The organism is Mesorhizobium sp. WSM4836, from assembly GCF_055811815.1.
Genome location: NZ_JBVVQF010000052.1, coordinates 1 through 18,241, shown reverse-complemented (window position 1 = coordinate 18,241; position 18,241 = coordinate 1). Strand labels below are relative to the sequence as shown.

Annotated in this window: 11 protein-coding genes and 6 pseudogenes; 11 read left to right on the top strand and 6 right to left on the bottom strand. The window is 55.0% G+C overall.

Features of this window, described 5'->3' with window-relative positions; genetic code table 11:
* Positions 1-124: 124 nt before the first annotated feature.
* The 3 genes and pseudogenes from AC0L2P_RS31495 to AC0L2P_RS31485 form a co-directional block, all read right to left on the bottom strand.
* A pseudogene (locus tag AC0L2P_RS31495) lies at positions 125-328 on the bottom strand (transposase domain-containing protein); the annotation flags it as partial.
* 128 nt (positions 329-456) lie between these two features.
* Positions 457-1,470: a hypothetical protein gene (locus AC0L2P_RS31490; RefSeq protein ID WP_473507094.1), complete on the bottom strand. Its 1,014-nt coding sequence runs from the start codon at positions 1,468-1,470 to the stop codon at positions 457-459.
* A gap of 65 nt (positions 1,471-1,535) precedes the next feature.
* Positions 1,536-2,537 (bottom strand): hypothetical protein, encoded by a 1,002-nt coding sequence (locus AC0L2P_RS31485; protein ID WP_473507092.1) that lies wholly within the window; start codon positions 2,535-2,537, stop codon positions 1,536-1,538.
* Positions 2,538-3,239: 702 nt separating this feature from the next.
* Here AC0L2P_RS31485 and AC0L2P_RS31480 point away from each other — a divergent pair.
* Positions 3,240-3,403: pseudogene (locus AC0L2P_RS31480) on the top strand (recombinase family protein); the annotation flags it as partial.
* Positions 3,404-3,405: 2 nt separating this feature from the next.
* Here AC0L2P_RS31480 and AC0L2P_RS31475 read toward each other — a convergent pair.
* Positions 3,406-3,600 (bottom strand): annotated as a pseudogene (locus AC0L2P_RS31475) (recombinase family protein); the annotation flags it as partial.
* Positions 3,601-3,738: 138 nt separating this feature from the next.
* Between AC0L2P_RS31475 and AC0L2P_RS31470 the strand changes: the two are divergent.
* Positions 3,739-3,972, top strand: a complete 234-nt coding sequence (locus tag AC0L2P_RS31470) for a DUF3768 domain-containing protein (protein ID WP_473507090.1) — start codon at positions 3,739-3,741, stop codon at positions 3,970-3,972.
* Between the two features lie 329 nt (positions 3,973-4,301).
* On the opposite strand, the pseudogene AC0L2P_RS31465 reads toward AC0L2P_RS31470, so the two are convergent.
* Positions 4,302-4,486: pseudogene (locus tag AC0L2P_RS31465) on the bottom strand (MucR family transcriptional regulator); the annotation flags it as partial.
* A gap of 442 nt (positions 4,487-4,928) precedes the next feature.
* Between AC0L2P_RS31465 and AC0L2P_RS31460 the strand changes: the two are divergent.
* From AC0L2P_RS31460 to tnpC, 5 genes and pseudogenes are all read left to right on the top strand, one after another.
* Complete coding sequence (locus tag AC0L2P_RS31460) at positions 4,929-5,831, top strand: hypothetical protein (RefSeq protein ID WP_473507088.1); 903 nt, start codon at positions 4,929-4,931, stop codon at positions 5,829-5,831.
* Positions 5,832-6,405: 574 nt separating this feature from the next.
* Positions 6,406-6,876, top strand: coding sequence for a Ros/MucR family transcriptional regulator (locus tag AC0L2P_RS31455; protein ID WP_473507096.1), 471 nt, complete (start codon positions 6,406-6,408; stop codon positions 6,874-6,876).
* Positions 6,877-8,281: 1,405 nt separating this feature from the next.
* The gene (locus AC0L2P_RS31450; protein WP_473507086.1) at positions 8,282-8,467 is read left to right on the top strand and encodes a transposase; all 186 of its coding nucleotides are present in this window, start codon (positions 8,282-8,284) and stop codon (positions 8,465-8,467) included.
* Positions 8,468-8,724: 257 nt separating this feature from the next.
* Positions 8,725-9,079 (top strand): annotated as a pseudogene (tnpB, locus tag AC0L2P_RS31445) (IS66 family insertion sequence element accessory protein TnpB).
* Positions 9,080-9,147: 68 nt separating this feature from the next.
* Positions 9,148-10,667 (top strand): annotated as a pseudogene (tnpC, locus tag AC0L2P_RS31440) (IS66 family transposase).
* Between the two features lie 300 nt (positions 10,668-10,967).
* Here the strand turns inward: tnpC and AC0L2P_RS31435 are convergent.
* On the bottom strand, positions 10,968-11,420 hold the full coding sequence (locus AC0L2P_RS31435) for a YybH family protein (RefSeq protein WP_473507084.1): 453 nt from the start codon (positions 11,418-11,420) through the stop codon (positions 10,968-10,970).
* Positions 11,421-13,039: 1,619 nt separating this feature from the next.
* On the opposite strand from AC0L2P_RS31435, the gene AC0L2P_RS31430 reads away from it, so the two are divergent.
* From AC0L2P_RS31430 to AC0L2P_RS31415, 4 genes are all read left to right on the top strand, one after another.
* Entirely contained in the window at positions 13,040-13,876 is an 837-nt protein-coding gene (locus AC0L2P_RS31430; RefSeq protein ID WP_473507082.1) for a hypothetical protein, read from the top strand.
* A 540-nt stretch (positions 13,877-14,416) separates the two neighbouring features.
* Positions 14,417-15,262, top strand: coding sequence for a hypothetical protein (locus tag AC0L2P_RS31425; RefSeq protein ID WP_473507080.1), 846 nt, complete (start codon positions 14,417-14,419; stop codon positions 15,260-15,262).
* 181 nt (positions 15,263-15,443) lie between these two features.
* Positions 15,444-16,373, top strand: a complete 930-nt coding sequence (locus AC0L2P_RS31420) for a hypothetical protein (protein ID WP_473507078.1) — start codon at positions 15,444-15,446, stop codon at positions 16,371-16,373.
* Between the two features lie 33 nt (positions 16,374-16,406).
* Positions 16,407-17,645, top strand: coding sequence for a DUF1036 domain-containing protein (locus tag AC0L2P_RS31415; protein ID WP_473507076.1), 1,239 nt, complete (start codon positions 16,407-16,409; stop codon positions 17,643-17,645).
* Positions 17,646-18,241 lie beyond the last annotated feature (596 nt).

The window sequence follows — 18,241 nt, the reverse complement described above, 5'->3', positions numbered from 1 at the left end:
CGCTCGTAAGGGCGACCTTAAGAGCGCAGCTTCGCTACCGTGCCATGTTCCCGCAAGGCGGCCTTCGCCGGAGGCGTACGATTCAGGATGCTCAAGGGCCAAAGTAATTTTGTAACCGGTGTTCTCAGGCCACGGCCTTGAGCGGCATAGGTCTGTAGGCCCAAGGCAGCAGATCGTCGATCTGGCTTTGTGGATGGCCGGCGACGATCCGGGCGATCACGTCAGCGAGGTAAGTGTGAGGCTCGACGCCGTTGAGCTTGCATGTCTCGATCAGCGAAGCGATCGTTGCCCAGTGCTCGGCGCCGCCGTCGGAGCCGGCGAAGAGCGCGGGGCGACATAACAAACCTTGCGCTTCCCAATTGCTGCTTTCAAACGCACACTGTGGTCTACGAAACGCACTTGCAACCTAAGGGCCTCAGCAATTGCACTACAGACCTCGTACGTGAAAGTTCCGAGTCAATTTAGCTTGTCAGACATCGCGCGCTCGCGGGCATTCAAGTCCTCCAGAGTGCTTGACAGAACACCTAGGGCTCGATCTCGCTCAGCCACTAATTGATCCCGTCTGCTGGGTATATCTGACGTTGTCCCGTCGTCATTCTTCAAATTTCTCGGATCGGCACCGTGCGCAACAAGATTGGCGGTCAATGCGTCCAATTGATCGATTGCTAGTTTGTACTGTGCGCCAACAGAGGTCGCTTGCATGGCAAGATCACTACGGAAGCAATCATAGAGCGCGTGGGTTGCGCTGCTCATATCCGCCACCTGTTGTTGCTTCGTTTGTCCTAGCCTTTGGGCCAAAGTTGCTTCATCCCCTTCCGGCTCTGGTGCAGGCGCAGAAGGATCATTTGACGGGCCGCTCGTAACGCTGACATCCTTGAGAGTAAATTGAGGCAGTCCCACAATCCAGTGCTGTCTTTCCATTGAAAACTCTGGCACGCCGACAATCAACTGCACATCGCCGAACGTGAATTCCGGGATGTCGAGCTTGATGTGCTGCTGCTCTAAGAAGGCCTCCGGAATATCCGCAAACGTGTCACTCCATTTGACCGTGCATTTGGGGATCACCGCGCTCGTATCACAGTAGAATTCCGGATACTGGCCCGTTTTTACCCTTTTAATCCGAACGCTGGGCGTTCCAAAGATGATATCCCGCGTCTTCATGGTCACCTGAGGGACCCCGAATATCAGTCTCTGCTGCTTGATAGTGACAGTGGGAGTGTCAAAAATAATGTCCGTATCTGCCCATTTAACGTCAAAATCGGCGTTGATAGTCGTACCGGAGTCCCCACCTGTTTCGTCCGCCGGAGATGTCTGATCCTGATTGCTCTCATCCCCATAGGCGCTATACGCGCTGACGTATTTTTCTGCCACCGACTTAAGTTGGGTTTGCTGGTCCATGCACTGCGATCCTGCAAGGGCAACACTCGGAATGCTGGCCGCCAAAAAGAGCGAGCCTACAAAAATGTTCATGTTATTAACCCTCCAACCGAATTGCAGTTTCCTAGATGGGTAGCAGTCGGACTGCACTCCCCAAACTACGACTGCATTTGATCTAAAGCGGCCTTCTCGCTCGAATCCAGATTTGCAAGCGCGCTGTCGAACTTCCCCATCGCATCGTCTCGTTGCCGCGCAAGCTCGGCGCGCTTCGCCACCAAATCAACCTCTCCGTCTGGCCCCGACAGTTTCGTTGGATCAGCTCCTTGGCTCCGTAGGCTCTGAATGATGCCGTCCATCTGCGCCAATGAGGTCGTGAATTGCTGCTCGGCCGCAGAACGCTGCTGCGTCAAGTCCGCACGATAGCAAGCATAGAGGGAGTGGACTGCCTCACCCATCTCCTTAACCTCGGCCGACTTCGTACTTGCAACCTCGTTAGAAAGTTGGTCTGCTTTGTCCTTCAAAGGTTTGGAATTCAATATTACAGAACTCACTTTGACCTGAGGAACACTAATAACAATTCTTTGCTGCTGCATAAAAAATTCTGGAACGCCAACCACAATACTTGTATCGGCAAATTTGATTTCTGGTATGTCAACCCTAATATGTTGTTGCTGGAGAAATGGTTCGGGTACATCAGCGTACGTATCCGTCCAGTGAGTTGTGCAGCTCGGGACGCCCTTAGTTTTGAGTCCGAATGGGCCGGTGATCCATGTGTCGGTGCATGTGAACTCTGGAATCTGGCCTGTCTTAATTCGCTTCATTCGAATGCTGGGCGTACCGAAGGTAATATCTTGAGTTTTCATCGTAACTTGAGGAACGCCGAAGGTCATCTTCTGATCTTTTATTGTCACGGATGGCGTACCAAATTTTATTTCTGTTTCAGCCCAAGTTAGATCGACATTGAATTTTTTGGCGTCGTCGGAGTTTTTCAGATCTTCGCCATCTTGTTGATATCTATCAAATATGGGCTTATACTTGCCACCGACCTGATCAACCCCAGACTGCTCCGCCTTGCAGGTTTGAGATTTGTCTGGAGCCTCCTCGGCCCAAGAAGCGACCGGAATTATCGAAACTAGTGACGCCAAAAAGAAGTACCGCATGCGCCGTCCCTCCAATCCTCAAATGACTTCACACCCGAAAGCTGGTATCCAGTTCATCACATATCAGCGGTCTCTGCAATGACAGATGGGGTATGAATTAATTCGGCTTGGGGGTGGTATCATCTTCCTTATGCCGAGTTTACCGTTCTCCGACGAGGTATCAATTGAGGTACGCGTTAGCCGTATGGATTGACATTTGGACGCGACGTAACCGGGAGTATATCCGATGAGGTTCCTCAGTTTTGCCGACCTCAACACGCTGTCCGGGTTGGTTTTTTTGGGATACGCCTTCTGCTTAACCGGATCTGCGGGCGCAGACGGTTTCCAAATAGATGGACAATAGATCGAGACGAGAAATTAGATATATCAAACGACTACGGCGATTTTCGATGTATTGTGATGGATCGAGCCCGTTTATAAACTTGCGGTTTAGAACGAGTAGCCTTCCAAACGATCAGGACGACGGTGATAGTATTGATTTGATGCTCGTGGTTGAGGACGGCGAGCCCGTTAATGTGACTGCAACAAAAATCACTTCGATATCGGCCCGGTCGCCACCGTTTCGGGCTCTCCGAAGAAATTCCAAGCGTACCGGGGAATTGCACGTTCTCACAAAGCGTGGCTCATCGGACCAGCACATTCTGGTCGAGTATCCGATACACTGCATCCGTGAGCAGCCCATCAGCTTTGCGATTTGTGTCGGGCTCTGTCGTGCTGACGGTGCTCGGAATGGTAGCGCAAACGGAGCGCCGGTTCATCAAAGAGCGGCAACGGGACGGCATCGAGAAGCTAAGCGCGAGGGAGCTTACAAAGGGGGCAAGCAGCGGCTTGATCGAAACAAAGTGATGGCCCTCCGTGGTCAGGGCCAGATATGGCCCATCTCGCCCCGAGTCGAAACGTGTGGGTCGAGCACCGTCACGAAAGCGCCTTTCTGCTCACACTCATAAATCAGGTTGAGCACGTCACGCGTGTCGCGGCCGAGCCGGTCGAGGCGCGTCACCACCAACTCATCACCGGGACGAAGAAAATCTATGCCTGTTGCAAGTTCCGCCCGGCCCGCCACACCCCCTCAATCACACACCCATTCGAAGGAACCACCCCATGACATGCTCAACAGAGCGCGTCGCTCGGCTGTCGGCGGCTGATCGAACGGCGCGTATCCCTCAACGATCAACTACGCCAGACGGGCGCTGGCGGGCGCATGGTGATGACTGTTGGCGTCGCAGCACTGCCTGCCAACGAGATTGCCGCCATCCTGCTGGCCATCGCCAACTTCGACGCATTCGACGAGAACAACGATCCGTGGGGCCAGCACGATTGCGCTCTGCTGCACGTCGGCGATCGGCAGCTCTTCTTCAAGATTGACTACTACGACCGGGCGCTTGTAAACCTGTCCCAGATGCCTCCGACCCGACCGTCACCATTCGGGTCATGACGGTCATGCTGCCGGAGGAGGCTAGTGTTATCCTCTGCACGGGGCACAGGGCTACATCCGCCAGACCCTCTAGCCTTGCTTCGGCTTTCTGCCGGACGGCAGGGGCATTGGGTGCCGAGCCCCTTTGGCAGGCTCGATCAAAGAGCGGCGGCGGGCACCCCAAGGACCGTTGCCAAAGCCTCCAAGGTATCGGTCGTGACGTTTTCCGAGCCGCGCTCGACGCGACCGACGCACTAGCAATCGATCTCAGCCGCCAACGCCAGTCGCTCCTGCGAGGCCGCGTTCGACGCGGAGGTTGCGGAGATTCCAGCCAATGATCTTGCGCACATTCATGGTGGGCAAGAAGCAATACAAACGGCTTGACAATCGACGGACCGGTGGGCGGCGGAGTTCGGCGCAACCATTGGGTAATCTGACTTCAAACCCCATTTTCGCGGTATTCATCGGGTGTCGGATCGTAGTAAGCGCCGAGATGGCGTTTAAGCGATTTGAACTTCTTTCCGTCTTCGAGGCAGGTCGATCTAGCTGACGCTCACGGAAGGCAGAAGAGCGACATCGCACAATGGACTTGATCAAGGATTTGCCCGAGGGTGCCATGCCGCTCGCCCGACAAGGGCCGTGATGCCATCGCATTGTGCACTGGTCATCACCGAGCGAAATCCGCGGGGCTTGCAAACTCGCCTCCAAGCCCGTCGCCAGCATGAAGCCTGTCGGTCGCCGACCGAAGCGATGAGCCATTCGATGTTATGTTACAAGGGCCGACGGCATGTCCTGCCATTTCGAAGGTATTATCACAATGCCACACGGTTCGGGCTTCCTGCCGCACTTCTGATCGCTGAATGTAAGGTAAGAGGTGCAGGTACCGGACGACAAAAACGATTTCCCACCTTATTATCTCGCGCATCTTTCACGCTGAGGGGGGGGTGAACTTGTCGTGGGTAGAATTCCTATCTGTCGTGGCGACCTTCACCACCGTCGGTGTCTTTATCGATTTTGTTATCGGCAGCGCTGGTCAGAAGAGGCTGAGAGGATGGCTGGAAGAAAAATGGATAGCGTGGAGCGATGTTAGATTAGACAATTTCGGTAGAAAAGAGGCCGGTTTTGCGACCAACACGATAGATCGCCTCTTTGGCCAGTTCTTCTCGTCTCGTCGGTTCGTAGCCGTCGCCTTCGTATTTTGTGTTGGCATACTCTATACGGTAGCCATTCCTATAGCCAGATTTGGCTTTGCTGATTACTTCGCTGAAGGACAGCAGGATATGCTACTAATTATAGGGTCTCTGTGTGTTGCGTCTGCTATGTTTTCCATAAACATAAGCGTTACCCGTTACATCTCCGCGATCTCAAGCTTCCGCTTGCCAGTCTCCAGGACGGCTAGCTTTATCTATATTACTGTCATCTTTACAGCGCAATATTTCTTTTCGCTGATAGCGACAGGGATTACTGAGGCAGCGTTGCAGGTAATATCCGTGATATCTACATGGCAATATGCAGGTGGATCGGACAGCGCTTTTGCAGATTTTCTTGGCATATTGAAGTTTTCTGCAGGCGGCGTTATAGAGCGGTGGTCTTGGATTCCGTATAAAAACAACGACGTTTGGTTTGACTTCGGCTATGATGGGTTCACGGCGTCCAATATATATTCGGAATTTCTCTCCGAGCTACTAAATATTGGACGAATTATCATCATTTTGCTATTTATGTTGTCATTTCTCCTGAAACCTCTACAGGAGGTGATACTGACTCTATGGGCCCGAGTTGTGGAAAGCGACAAACCGATATTTACTTTGATAATGGGCGGAATAGGTGCGGTCGTCAAGATTGTCCAAGAAGTAATCAAGACAATCCAGTCGCACTAACGATTTACTAGCAGCGAAACAGGCCCCAACTCCTTTCAGTCCGATAACCAAAGCGCTCACCGGGTGCTTAAACTCAATATGCACCGCCAGGATGCGCCCGAACGAGTTTTGAAAGAAGAAGGTCGCGTCTGATTCAAGACCCTTGCTATTGGGTATTCGGCAGGTACAACGGCTGTCTAAGCCACACCAATAGTTCGCCCAGAATGGCTGCATAGTGCGGATCTGGCAGCGCGGACCGCGCTGCTCGTCTAGTAGGACGGGAGCTTCCGGTATGATTGGTCTCGGCAGAGGTGCCTTTGATTAACCAGTCTCTGACGAGCCCGAACGCAAGAACACTTCCGGCAATGGCATCCAAGTAGGGTTGTGCTTTCCCCGAGTATGCAGGCATGGCGATGTACTCGTTCTTGCTGCCAAGCTATCTGGCAGGGGGAAGGCAAACAAGCACATCTTCCCATACCTCGGCCGCCGAGCGGGTTTGGAGCACACCGAGCAAGTCAACTCCGTGAACCAATGATGTTGAAGCCCGGGCAATTCCTCACTACGAGGAAGCTGATCCCATGGAGAGTACATGACTATGGCAAATGAAGATGAAGCAATTGCAGCCCCCGACCTCCTGGAGCTCACCGCTGAAATTGTGTCGGCCTATGTGCAGAAGAACCCTGTTCCCGCGAGCGGTCTCCCGGAACTGATTGCCAGCGTCAATTCTGCCCTATCGACCATCGGAAAACCTGCACAATCGGCTAAGACCGAGCTCATTCCCCCAGTCAATCCGAAGAGGTCAGTGTTTCCGGACTACATCGTTTGCCTTGAGGACGGTAAGAAATTCAAATCTCTAAAGCGGCACCTCAATGTCCACTACGGCCTAACCCCGGAGGAATACCGGTCCAAATGGGGCTTGGCTCGAGACTATCCGATGGTGGCTCCAAACTATGCCGCTCAACGATCGGCTCTTGCCAAGTCGTCGGGCCTTGGACGCAAGGCTGTAGTCAAAGCTGGCAAACGAGCCGCCACCAAGAAGCCTGCCGCTCGACGACCGAAGCCTTGAGCCGATGATCTCGATTCGCAGATTTGCCGCCTATGGCGCGATTGTATGGCTGGGGCTGACAATATGTCCTGGCATGGCGCAGCAGGCCTTTGACGGTTACGACTGCACCGCAGACTGTTCGGGGCACCAAGCAGGATACGATTGGGCCGAACGAAATGGTATTTCGGACGCCACCGATTGCACGGCAACAGCCAATCCTTCAACGAAGGCTGTCAGGCCTACGTTGACGAGCAACAGCCAGCGCCGGACGATGAAGTCCCTGCCGACGAAAGCGACGAGGATAACGCTGAATAGCCCTTTGTTCTTGCGACTAAGGCTATCTCGGCTGCGTCCGCCTACTCGGTTCGGGGACAGTTCTCGGTAAAAGTCACCGTTCCGTCGTCACTTACCTGAAATAGGGAGATGCCGAGGTACTCCAGCGCTGGCGATATCCGGCCAGCGTGAATGTCGAACCAGCGAGACGATGGGATGCCAATGGCAAACCGCTCGCCCGGAATGTCTTTCTGAAACCGTCATCCTGCAGTCATCAAGAAAGCAGCACCGGTTCTTGACCAAGCATCGTTCGAGGTATCGCCTCCTGAGTGCGCGCCGCCCTTGGCCTCAATCAACCAACGTTCGCCCGTATCATCACGTCTGGCGGCGATATCATACCCGCGCGCTCCCGCCTTCGCATCAACGCAACGATGATTTCTGAGTTGGCAACGCATCCTAAAGTAGATGTCTACGCTGCCTTCCCGCCCGACATGGAGTGGAACGGCCTTCCGGTTCATGGCAGCGCTGGGCTAGAGTTAGGTCTGATCAAGAAATACGCCCTCCCATGGAACCTGCGTAGCGCCAGATAAGATCGCGCGCTCTTTGTTTTCTGCTAGGACGAATGGATCCAAGAGGGCCATACTTCAATGGCAACGAGGGGGCGCACCTGAGGTCGTTGGTCAACGGTGCTGCTATCGGCTGGTCTGTATGCTATTACAGGGATTTGGATGTGAAATTCGCACGGGTCGATGATGGTGGGGGTGCGAACCAAAACCGACACTTAGTGGCCGTTGTCCGGCCTGCGACGGGCCTGTGATTGCGAAATGTGGACACAACTAGTCTGGGATTGGGCGCACAAGAGTAGCAAGGGTTGTGACCTTTGGTGGGAACCTGAAACCAAATGGCATCGCCGCTGGACAAACCTGTTTCCGGTCTCGTGGCAGGAGATGCTCAGGCGGTCGGAAACGACCGGTGAGCGCCACATTGCAGATGTCCAAACTCCCCATGGTCTTGTGATCGAGTTTCAGCGCTCAACGATCAGTCCAGCCGAGCGACTGTCCCGGGAGCGTTTCTATCGTAAGCGATGTTCCGACGGCACCTTTCGGGGATCGGCGTGAAGGACGATGTTCGGAGCCTTTGAGGGCTTCGATATATGACGATTTCAGAGCTTACGCTTAAGTCGAACGACTTGGGGCCGGTGCGCCGGTTCGAGGTGTTCACGGGCTCCGGCCGGCGACGCGAATGGCCTCCAGAGGAGAAGGCGCGGATCGTCGCGGAGAGCTACGTGGCTGGCGAGACGGTTTGTGCTGTAGCTCGCCGATATGCGCTTTCCCCATAGCAATTGTTTGCTTGGCGCCGGGCTGCGCGTCAGCCCTCGGCGGAGGCGCCGGCATCAGAATCACTATTCGTTCCTGCGGTGGTTGCGGCGTCCTTGCCGGAACCGGTGGCGCAGCGCCCAGCACGACCACGGAAGCAAAAGGCGGTCCGCGACGCTGGCGTGATCGAGCTTGAGATCGACGGAGTCGCCATGCGCGTTGGCCGCGGCGCCGACACCAAAACGGTGGCTGCTATAATCCGCGCGCTTAAGGCAACGACGTGATCGGGCCGACGGGTGCGGTCAAGGTCATGGTGGCGACGAAGCCCGTCGACTTCCGCAAAGGTGCGGAGGGATTGCGGCGCTGGTGCGAGAGACAATGGGGGCCGATCCGTTCAGCGGGGCCGTCTACGTCTTCCGGGCGAAGCGGACTGACGGATCAAGCTGATCTTCTGGGATGGCACCGGGGTTTGCCTCTATGCCAAGCGTTTGGAGGATGGGGAGTTCCGCTGGCCGAAAGTGCATGAGGGCATGATGCGGCTGACCGCCGCGCAGCTCTCCGCGCTACTCGAAGGGCTTGACTGGCGGCGAGTCCACGAGGCGCGCCGGACCCGCGTTCCAGCCCAGGCCGGCTGACCCGCGACGAAGTGAATCAGCTTGGATTCCGCTTCGCGGGCTGTCGGCGAATATGGTCTGATCCTGTCATGGCGATGACTGCTGACCAGCTTCCCGACGATCCGGACGCGCTGAAGGCGATGGTCTTGGCGCGCGACGTCGAGAACGCCAGATCATCAAGGAATTGCAGCGCCACCGCTTCGGCCGTCGTGCTGAGAGACTCCCCGAAGATCAATTGCTGTTGGGGCTCGAAGAGGCCGAGCAGATCGAGGCGGCCGGTGAGGAAGAGAAGGAGCAATCTGCTCCCGCCGAGCGCCAAGCAAAGGCCACGAGGCGCCGAGCGAACGGGGGCGCGCTGCCACCCCATCTGCCGCGCGTGGAGATAGTCGACATCGAGGATCAAGCCTGCCCGTGCTGCCGCAGTGGCCTGCATCGTATCGGCGAGGACGTGAGCGAGCGGCTCGATATCCTTCCGCCGCAGTTGCGTGCGATCGTCGTGCGCCGGCCCAAATATGCCTGCCGCGCCTGTGAGGATGTGGTCGTTCAGGCTCCCGCGCCGGCCCGGCTGATCGAGGGAGGTCTTCCGACCGAGGCAACGGTCGCCCAGGTGCTGGTCTCCAAATACGCCGATCACTTGCCGCTCTATCGTCAGGCGCAGATCTATCCCCGGCAAGGCATCAATCTCGATCGCTCCACGCTCGCCGACTGGGTCGGCCGCGCCGCCTGGCATCTGCGTCCGGTACACGAGCGATTGCTTGGCAAATTGAAGACCTCACCAAAACTGTTCGCCGACGAGACGACGGCGCCGGTGCTCGATCCCGGCCGCGGCAAGACGAAGACCGGCCAACTCTGGGCCTATGCCCGCGATGACCGACCATGGGAGGGAAGCGATCCGCCGGGCGTCGCCTATGTCTATGCGCCGGACCGAAAGGCTGAGCGTCCGATCGCCCATCTCGCGGGCTTTGGCGGAATCCTGCAGGTCGACGGCTATGGTGGCTATCGCGTGCTGGCTGACAAAAGCGGCGTAACGCTCGCCTTCTGCTGGGCACATGTGCGTCGACGCTTTTATGAACTGGCAGCAGCCGGCCCCGCGCCGATTGCCAGCGAGGCGCTGAGACGGATCGCCGACCTTTATAAGATCGAGGACGATATCCGCGGCAGATCGGCCGACGAACGCCTTGCCGCACGCCAGGAGAAGAGTACTCCAATCGTAGCTGCACTCGACCCATGGCTGCGTGAGAAGCTCGGCCTGATCAGTCAGAAGACCAAGCTCGCAGAGGCGATCCGCTACACGCTCTCACGCTGGGAAGGCCTCTCGCGCTTCCTCGAAGACGGCCGCATCGAGATCGACAGCAACGTGGTCGAGCGCTCCATCCGTCCCATCGCGCTCAACCGCAAGAATGCGCTCTTCGCAGGCTCTGACGGCGGCGCCGAACACTGGGCCGTTGTCGCCTCGCTGATTGAAACCTGCAAGCTCAACGGCGTTGAGCCGCTGGGCTATCTCGACGATGTCCTCACCAGGATCGTCAACGGCCACCCTAACAGCCAGATCGACGATCTCCTGCCCTGGGCCTACATCAACAAGCTCGAGCTCAAAGCCGTGGCCTGAGAACAGCGCTTACTTTCTATCGGGACATGCTCTGGGTTGTTGACTGCACCCGGGCAAAGAAGGATCGCCCGAGGGTTGATAAGGGCCTGCCGGATTGGCGTCGGCGACCAGAGAATGACTACACGGCGAGGTTTTTGGTAGAAAATTTTCTCCCAAGCTTTTCCGGTGTACAAAAGCCGGTCCTCGCGGATCGCGCCGTATGTCTTATCATTGGCACCGACACTTCCGAAGATAGGTCTTGCCCCCGCACCACATCAGCATAGCGCTGGGACAGGAAACTTACTGATGCCCATGCTTCTCCTACCGGGCAACGCCATTCCAGATGTGGAGCAAGATGATCCAACGGTTATTCCTTCGTTCTAACATCATCGTGTAGTTCCCATTAGTGGAGACAGTTTTGCTCGCAGCTGCAGTACACGTCTGGATGCCCCATGCATACGCGAGGTCACCCTTCAACACTGCGCCATGATTCTTAATTCCGCACTCCAATCCTGGGTGCCTCTCAATGTACCCCTTCCATGAAACGTCCGCTATGTCGCCCGGCACGTGAATGTTGTCCGGAGGCATAACTATTGCGCCACCTGAATAAAGAGCATTCAATCCCTCCACGTCACCGCGTTTGAACGCCTCCGACCAAGTTAGTGCAAGCTTCTCCATTTCGGATCTGAAATTGCTGTCCTTCGCGAGTGCGGGCAACGAAAAAACGAGGGAGCCCACCACAACCAGCCCGAACACAAATCGATTTGGTTTCATCACGTCCTCCTGTTGAAGCAACTATCGCGCGGGCAGATTACGATGGGGAGCTTGCACAAGATATCGAAAATCGGAAAGTCCCCGGGACACGAGACACGGGAGGAGCTCCCAAAGATCGGAATGCAAGAATAAGACCACCTCCCGAGGGTTCGGTCGGCTGGTCGTGGCTGATATTGTAGATAATTCGGCCACGCAGCTTCTATCACGCACCGGGCCAGGAATATTACTCGGCCACGCGCATAACCCCGCGCGAGGGGAACGATGGTTCTGCTCCGAATGGGAAGCTTGGCGGGCCGGTTGGCGGAAGGCGGCATGATGAATGGCGAAATGCTTTGGGGCGTCCGTCGGTCGCGGCTACGGAGACAACTCAGGCGGGCATTTTTGGCCTTTAGGCCCGGTCGGCATCAGAGTTTCTTTTCGAAGTAGACAATGATGGTTTGGCCTCGATCGTCCTTGACCAGAGAACCGTCGCACGAAGGGGTTTCCGCCAACAGCCGCGAACACGGCAGCAGCCCACGCTTCGCATACTCCAAGATATCTGAAAGTGTCCGCCCGGGCGGCATCGATCAGAGATGACGTAGCGCTGATGAACCCGATGAAACCAGACCCTTGGCCAGTCGGGTCTACGCGATTAGACAAACTCGCAGTCAACTTCGTCTGGCCGTGGCATGAGCCACGGCCATCGCCTTCTGGGCATGATTGAGTCCGAACTAGGTAAGTTTGTCCAGCTGCGCCTGAAGTTCATCAAACTGTTTTTTCATCTCTTCCAAAGCTGTCACTTTTTGCTTTGCGAGCAGGTCTTTGCTTCATAGAGATTTATCTCTTATCCAGGCTCCAGCTCTACCCTCACCCCGTGAGGATCGACCTTGTTCGCGTTCGGTTCATCGATCGACTTATCGAGCCCGTCGATTGCCTGATCAAACTGTCTCGCGGCATCATTCATTGTAGACGTGAGTTCATCCATTTTCGATTTAATCTCAGCAGCCGATACTTCTCGCACCTCAGCTTGCTGTTTGCCACCGTCGCGTCAGTTTCTTCCGCCAAATTATTGGCCTCTTCTTGTTCCTTTTTGTATATCGAGTTTTGTCAGCTTCTTCAATTTGAGAATGTGGAATTTCCATTCCTTTCTGACCATCTTAAATACAAGAATATCAAGTTTAATTGCTGTTGTGTCCCATTTAAATTCAGGAATTTTCGTCTTCCACTCCACCCTTCGCCGTGTTGTGTAGGGCTCTTCATACCCGCGGGCAACCACCAGATGGATAGGTGGTCTCGGCCACGAGGCAGGCGGGGTAGGGCACCTCCTAAGAAGGTACCACCAAAGCGTAAGACTTAAGCAAGCGACGCTACTACCTTACTTCTGGACTCCCGCGCCTAACGGGCGCATTCTCTCCACCGGGAGATGTCCGATGTCACTCGAATTATCGAACAAATCGATGGAGAAGCTAACTGGCTCGCTGTCCGGCCTTGGCTGGTTTGGGAGGTCCGAGGTAGCATGAAGTAGTTTCCTTTGGAACTATTTTTGGCCAACAGACAATGCCGAGTAATCCCGCCTGCAAGGATCACGGGCTATGAGCAATCCAGTGAGAAGGATGTATTGGCGTCGTCGGGCTATCTCCATGATCGTTGGCGCCCTCGTTGTTGGGGTCGCCTACCTCCTGCCTTCTTTCTACGTGCTGGCCGAAAACGACTCTGACTGCTCTATGGGCGGCACCCGGAATCCTGACTGCGGCCTCCACAATATGATGCTAATCGGGAAAGAGACCGCCTATCTCTCTCACCTGCCGATGTTCGATTCGGAGCATCGCTTCCAGCTGATCGTCGAGGTGACTTTCGGGAAAGGGGCCGAGAGCGTCGATAGGCTCTACACCGAGGATAGGAAGGACCACCCAGATGCAGGCATGTACACGGTCAGGCCAACGGACGTTTTCGCTCTGTCACGGTTGTTCGCTCCAGAGTCCCAGCCTGCGCGTATAGACTTTCTCGGCACGGTCTTTCGCGGTCACCTTGAGCGCCCCGGTCATCAAATAGTCGTGGGGTTGCAGGACATAGACGTGCAAGTCACACGAGTCATCTACTCCCGCGAGCTCAGCTCGGATGATAAAGGATCCGAGCTCCGCTATATTTTATTCGGCAATGGTAACGAACTCTTTCTCGCTCATCAGATTACGCAAGCGCCCGACTTCGATCAGATTATCGCCGCCAAAGTCGACCGTCACCATTTTAGTGCGGACGACTTGCGGAGAGGCGTGCTTGTGACAATCCCGGAGCGCGACAACACAGCTGCGACGCGACTACGGACGAACGAACGCGTGGCGGTATCAACAGATGTCACTGGCGTGCAACAGCCCTTGTTTCAGCTCAAAGTTGTCGCGGAACCGTACTTCGAGGAGGGCGAACTGCGTAAGCATCCGGTATTTGACTCGACCCCGCTTGAGAAGGAAGCTGGATTTTAGCGGTTAGACGAGTGGTAGGCACAGGCAGTGTGCTGTCGGCGCTGTGCATTTCAACGATGCGTCGGTGGTCAATCCGAGCTCTCTCGTCCCCTTTAGGCCGCCAATGGCTTTGGCCCTTTTCGGTGCCTTCACGCTGCCGCTCCTTGATGAACCGGCGTTCCGTCTAGCCGCCAATCCGAGCACCGTCAGTACGACATCGCCCATCTCGCTGTGGGTCGAAACATGCGGGTCCAGAACGGTGACAAACGCCACTCGTTGCTCGCACTCCTGGATCAAGTTCAGGACGTTTGGTGGCGACATAGCGGCCAGCATTGGCTTACGGCACTGGCAGACCGATAGGCTCGGTCAAATACAGCTGCGTTGACAAAAGCAATGATCAGGCGGATATTGAACCTCACAAGGTGTTGCGAGTACACTTCCGACAGTTGATCGGCAGTTTGACATAGCGACATTGAAGCAGTGTGCGTCGCGCAATTGCGTGGACGAGACCAGTCTCTGGCATAACAATTTCTTTTTCAGAAATCGAGGAGGCCGACTATTATGGGGCTGCCGCAATCGTCAGTTGTGTTGCGCACATTGTTCTTTGCCAGTGCCGCGATCGGTTCTGCCACTTCTCAGGCGGCACTTGCCGCAGTTTGCAACTTGGACCCCCTAGAGCTTACCGAGCGCAGTTCCGAGGAGGCAATCGGGGAGCATAACGTTCAGATTGACTACGGGGGAAGACTCGAGTTTGTTCCCGCCGCCGGAGAAGTATACCGGATCGTCGAAACGCTCTATGGCAAAGTACCAGAGGCGAAAGCCGCGATAGAACAACAGGTACGCTCGGAGCTCGGCGCTCAGTTGCCCAATGACGACTGCGGTTCGCAGGCCGAAATTGAGAGCGTGCATACTAGTGTCAGTAGCGGGATTCTTATTGTCAGCGTGAGCGTCACAGCCCGCCATTGGGAATGTTTGGCAGGCATACAGGCCGAGTTGGCATCAGGTGAACTTGGCATGCAGCTTCGGTTTTCTCCGACCACGTCGAACGGAATTCCCGGGATTGACGTCTCGTCATCCAGTTCTGGCGATATCACTAGCAATGTTCCAGACCTCGGCGGCCAAATTTCTAGTGAAATTAACTCATCGATTAAGGATGCGACCGACTTAGCGGCGACTCAGCTTGGTGACACAACAAAGCGCCTTCAACAGCGGTTGAAATCAATAGGCGAAGAATTCGACGCACCGCTATTGCAGAAGAACCCGCTATACAAGCCGAAGCTTTTATCTGTATCGTTTCGCGAGCGTGGTAGTAATATTATAAGTCTTGAGCAAAAACGTGAATCGGAGGCCCGAGAAGGCACTACGTGCACCATAAAACGCCTCGCCGGAGAGAGATGGCAGCAGTAGTAACGTACGACCCAGACGCTCTACTTGAGCTGGAGGCGATCACATGAGATACAGCTTCGGATTGCTAAAGTCGCATTCAATTTTTGCCGTTCTGCTGTCCCTCTCCGGTTGCGGGATCGCGGACCTCTGTACGAACAAGTGCCCGGAAGGGTGGGTTCACGGAAGCGCTGATTGCGGGTGCATGGAGAAGATCCCGTCGGGCAGTAGTACCAATACTCCAGCGCCAGCGGAGAACGGGTATTATATCACACGGCGATACGTATGTGTCGGTTCAGACAACAAGACCGACAAAGGAACTTGTGATGTCACCGCGCGCGGTGCCTCGTGCGCAGAAGCATTGGCTGGCGTACGCTCCCGCCTTTCAGATGTGCCAGACCCCTGCCGGGTTTGCGGCAACACAACGGACCAATCCAAACACTGGGCAGGCAAGTTCGAAGATATTCAAGGCGGTCCGTGTCAAGATTGGACGTTCAATACGACAAGCCCCGACAATCGGATGGGCACAATGGCGCTTGGCAGGAATATTACGGGAGCGAAGCCAGTTCCCGCGGTATTCTCGCCAGTCCCGTCCGGAGCAAGGTTACTGAGTTTGTTGCGAACCGTAGCGACAGCACCGGCCGACAATTCGATCGCATCGTGCCGAGATGCCTGTGCATCAGGCAGCCCGTATTGTCTGCCTGCAGAGGTCGATGCGGCCGAATATAAAGCAATCGATGCTTTGCAAACCCTGCTCTTATCTCAGCCGTCTTCGATTAAGGCTGATGATCTGCGCTCGATGTTCGGCGTCAACCAAGATCCATGCCATCGCAGTGACACTATTATCAGTGGCGGAGCTCTTGTGAACTATGGAGATGAATGCACATTAACCACGCAAATCCCAGAGACGGCAGTGACTATTTATGTGCCAGAGTTGCTTCGCGCTACAGCGGCATTGAGGCCCGGATCGTCCATCTTCATGTTCGATGAGCCGCAAACTCGCGCTCGGCTTAAGTTTTCAGACGTCGGCCTAGACACCGATTGGGGTGGCGACATTGTGAGTGTGTCCAGCGAACCGGGGGTAGTTGCATTCTCGGTCGGGGAAAAAAGCTGTGTAAAGGTGACCCGGCGGTGACCCACTAAGTAGTTGACCGCATCGGAGGGTGATATGCGCACACATGGAACGGCATGGTTGCTCCGCACGTTGGTGCTGCTGTCAGTTGCGATAACAGGACTACTCCAGTTTAGTTGTTCTAGTGCTTTGGCGAAGTTTACGTTATGCAATAAAACCCCTGTTCCATTATTTTCGGCTTATGCCTATCCGAATGGCGACTCGTGGTGGTCGCGCGGATGGTATAAGAGCTGGCCGGGCCAATGTCGTGACTTGATTGACGTCCCGATAAAAGCGGCAGCTGTTTACTATTATGCTCAATCCAAGAACAAACTATTTATTTGGGGCAATGATGGCGGGTATCCGTTCTGCGTTAACGATCGTAACGCTTTCAACCGCGCCCAACACGATTGCAGTGGCAGTGGCGTCTCTACTCAATACTTTCACGAAAAGAGCACAAATGGCAACCAGTCAATGTCGGTTAATTTGACCTGTGGTGACAGTTGCGACTTACCAGTTGTAAAGTATGATCGGAATTCTGCGTCGCTCACAGGTTACAATGTATTGAGTAAAACACTTCAGGGTACGCCGATTTATTCTGACATAGACGCAACCCTTCGTTTTTTTGAGGAGGGGGAGTCGGTGCGCGTTACTATGAACGCGATCATCGATCTATCTGATTTGCAATCCAAACTTCCGTCGATTATCCGCGAGGCCACTTATGTAGACCAGGAGTGCGCAGAGAAATTCGATATGTTCAATATCGCACTAGTGCGCGATGGTGCGGCGGCGGAATTGTCATCGGAGGGGCGCTACATTCTTCGGAATTGCACCTACATGGATGTTCCTCAGTTCAAATGCAGTGGTTGGGAGGTGTGGAGAGAATGTGAGACTTGGTGGGACACAACCAAAACTTCGTCCATTTCAATCTCGCAACAGGGGTCCGCGGCTATTCGAATTACTCCTCGCGGCGTCGGCAGTTCGACTATCTGGTTCGACCTCGATGTCACCAAAGCGCGCCTCAGCGGGTTGGGGCAGTATATTGTAGATATGTTTCACATCAATCTGAAGTCATGGGTCAGGGCTGGCTTGGAAGACGCCCTTCCGCGCGACGTGTTGCGCTATTCTGCGCCCCCAGAATTGCTGCCCTTCATTAAGTTAACAGAGCTTGAGTTCACCGACGGTGGACCGGGTCTTCAATTGAGAGTCGCAGCTAACGCAGTGGTTCCAAAGAACAAAATGATTGGCCTTTGCCAACGATTTTGGCCAGCTGGGAAATGTCGTGTCAAGCAATAGACAGAGGCATTCCCACCGAGCGTGGTTTCGGATCACGTTCTTAATTGCTTGAGCAATTCTCGCCGGGCGATCCCCGTCGCTCGCAGGAGCGGCGGCAACTGACGGCTGACTCGTTGCAAGACGCTTCACTACGTCCGCTTTTTACGCAGGTCTGATACGTCGCGTCACAGTTGTCGGGGCAGCCGGGGTCCACGTAGTAGCATATCTTGATAGTCGGGCTTGATGATAGCGGCCCCAAAAAGCCGCCGCTGGCAATTTGAGCAAGTCCTGATCCAGAAAAAAGCAAGAGCAAGGGAAGGGAAAGAGAGAGGCGACCCATAACGTTTCATTTGTCCATAATTCAGATGCGTGAGTCACCGGAAATTGTTGCTCCGACACCTGCTTCCCGCGGTTAAGTGGTTCACTGTTGCAATGCGAAAACCATTGACGAAAAGTATAATACTCCTCTAAGCTCTCCTTGGGGAGAGAAAAAATCACGTCTTGATTCAGTTTGCAAACAGCCCACTCCGACTATGGCGCACGCCTCCGGCGAAGGCCGCCTTGCGGGAACATGGCACGGTAGCGAAGCTGCGCTCTTAAGGTCGCCCTTACGAGCG

Coding starts and splice junctions, on each gene's coding strand:
- AC0L2P_RS31490 (WP_473507094.1), bottom strand. CDS start 1,470: ATGAACATTTTTGTAGGCTCGCTCTTTTTGGCGGCCAGCATTCCGAGT.
- AC0L2P_RS31485 (WP_473507092.1), bottom strand. CDS start 2,537: ATGCGGTACTTCTTTTTGGCGTCACTAGTTTCGATAATTCCGGTCGCT.
- AC0L2P_RS31470 (WP_473507090.1), top strand. CDS start 3,739: ATGGTGATGACTGTTGGCGTCGCAGCACTGCCTGCCAACGAGATTGCC.
- AC0L2P_RS31455 (WP_473507096.1), top strand. CDS start 6,406: ATGGCAAATGAAGATGAAGCAATTGCAGCCCCCGACCTCCTGGAGCTC.
- AC0L2P_RS31450 (WP_473507086.1), top strand. CDS start 8,282: ATGACGATTTCAGAGCTTACGCTTAAGTCGAACGACTTGGGGCCGGTG.
- AC0L2P_RS31435 (WP_473507084.1), bottom strand. CDS start 11,420: ATGAAACCAAATCGATTTGTGTTCGGGCTGGTTGTGGTGGGCTCCCTC.
- AC0L2P_RS31430 (WP_473507082.1), top strand. CDS start 13,040: ATGATCGTTGGCGCCCTCGTTGTTGGGGTCGCCTACCTCCTGCCTTCT.
- AC0L2P_RS31425 (WP_473507080.1), top strand. CDS start 14,417: ATGGGGCTGCCGCAATCGTCAGTTGTGTTGCGCACATTGTTCTTTGCC.
- AC0L2P_RS31420 (WP_473507078.1), top strand. CDS start 15,444: ATGGAGAAGATCCCGTCGGGCAGTAGTACCAATACTCCAGCGCCAGCG.
- AC0L2P_RS31415 (WP_473507076.1), top strand. CDS start 16,407: ATGCGCACACATGGAACGGCATGGTTGCTCCGCACGTTGGTGCTGCTG.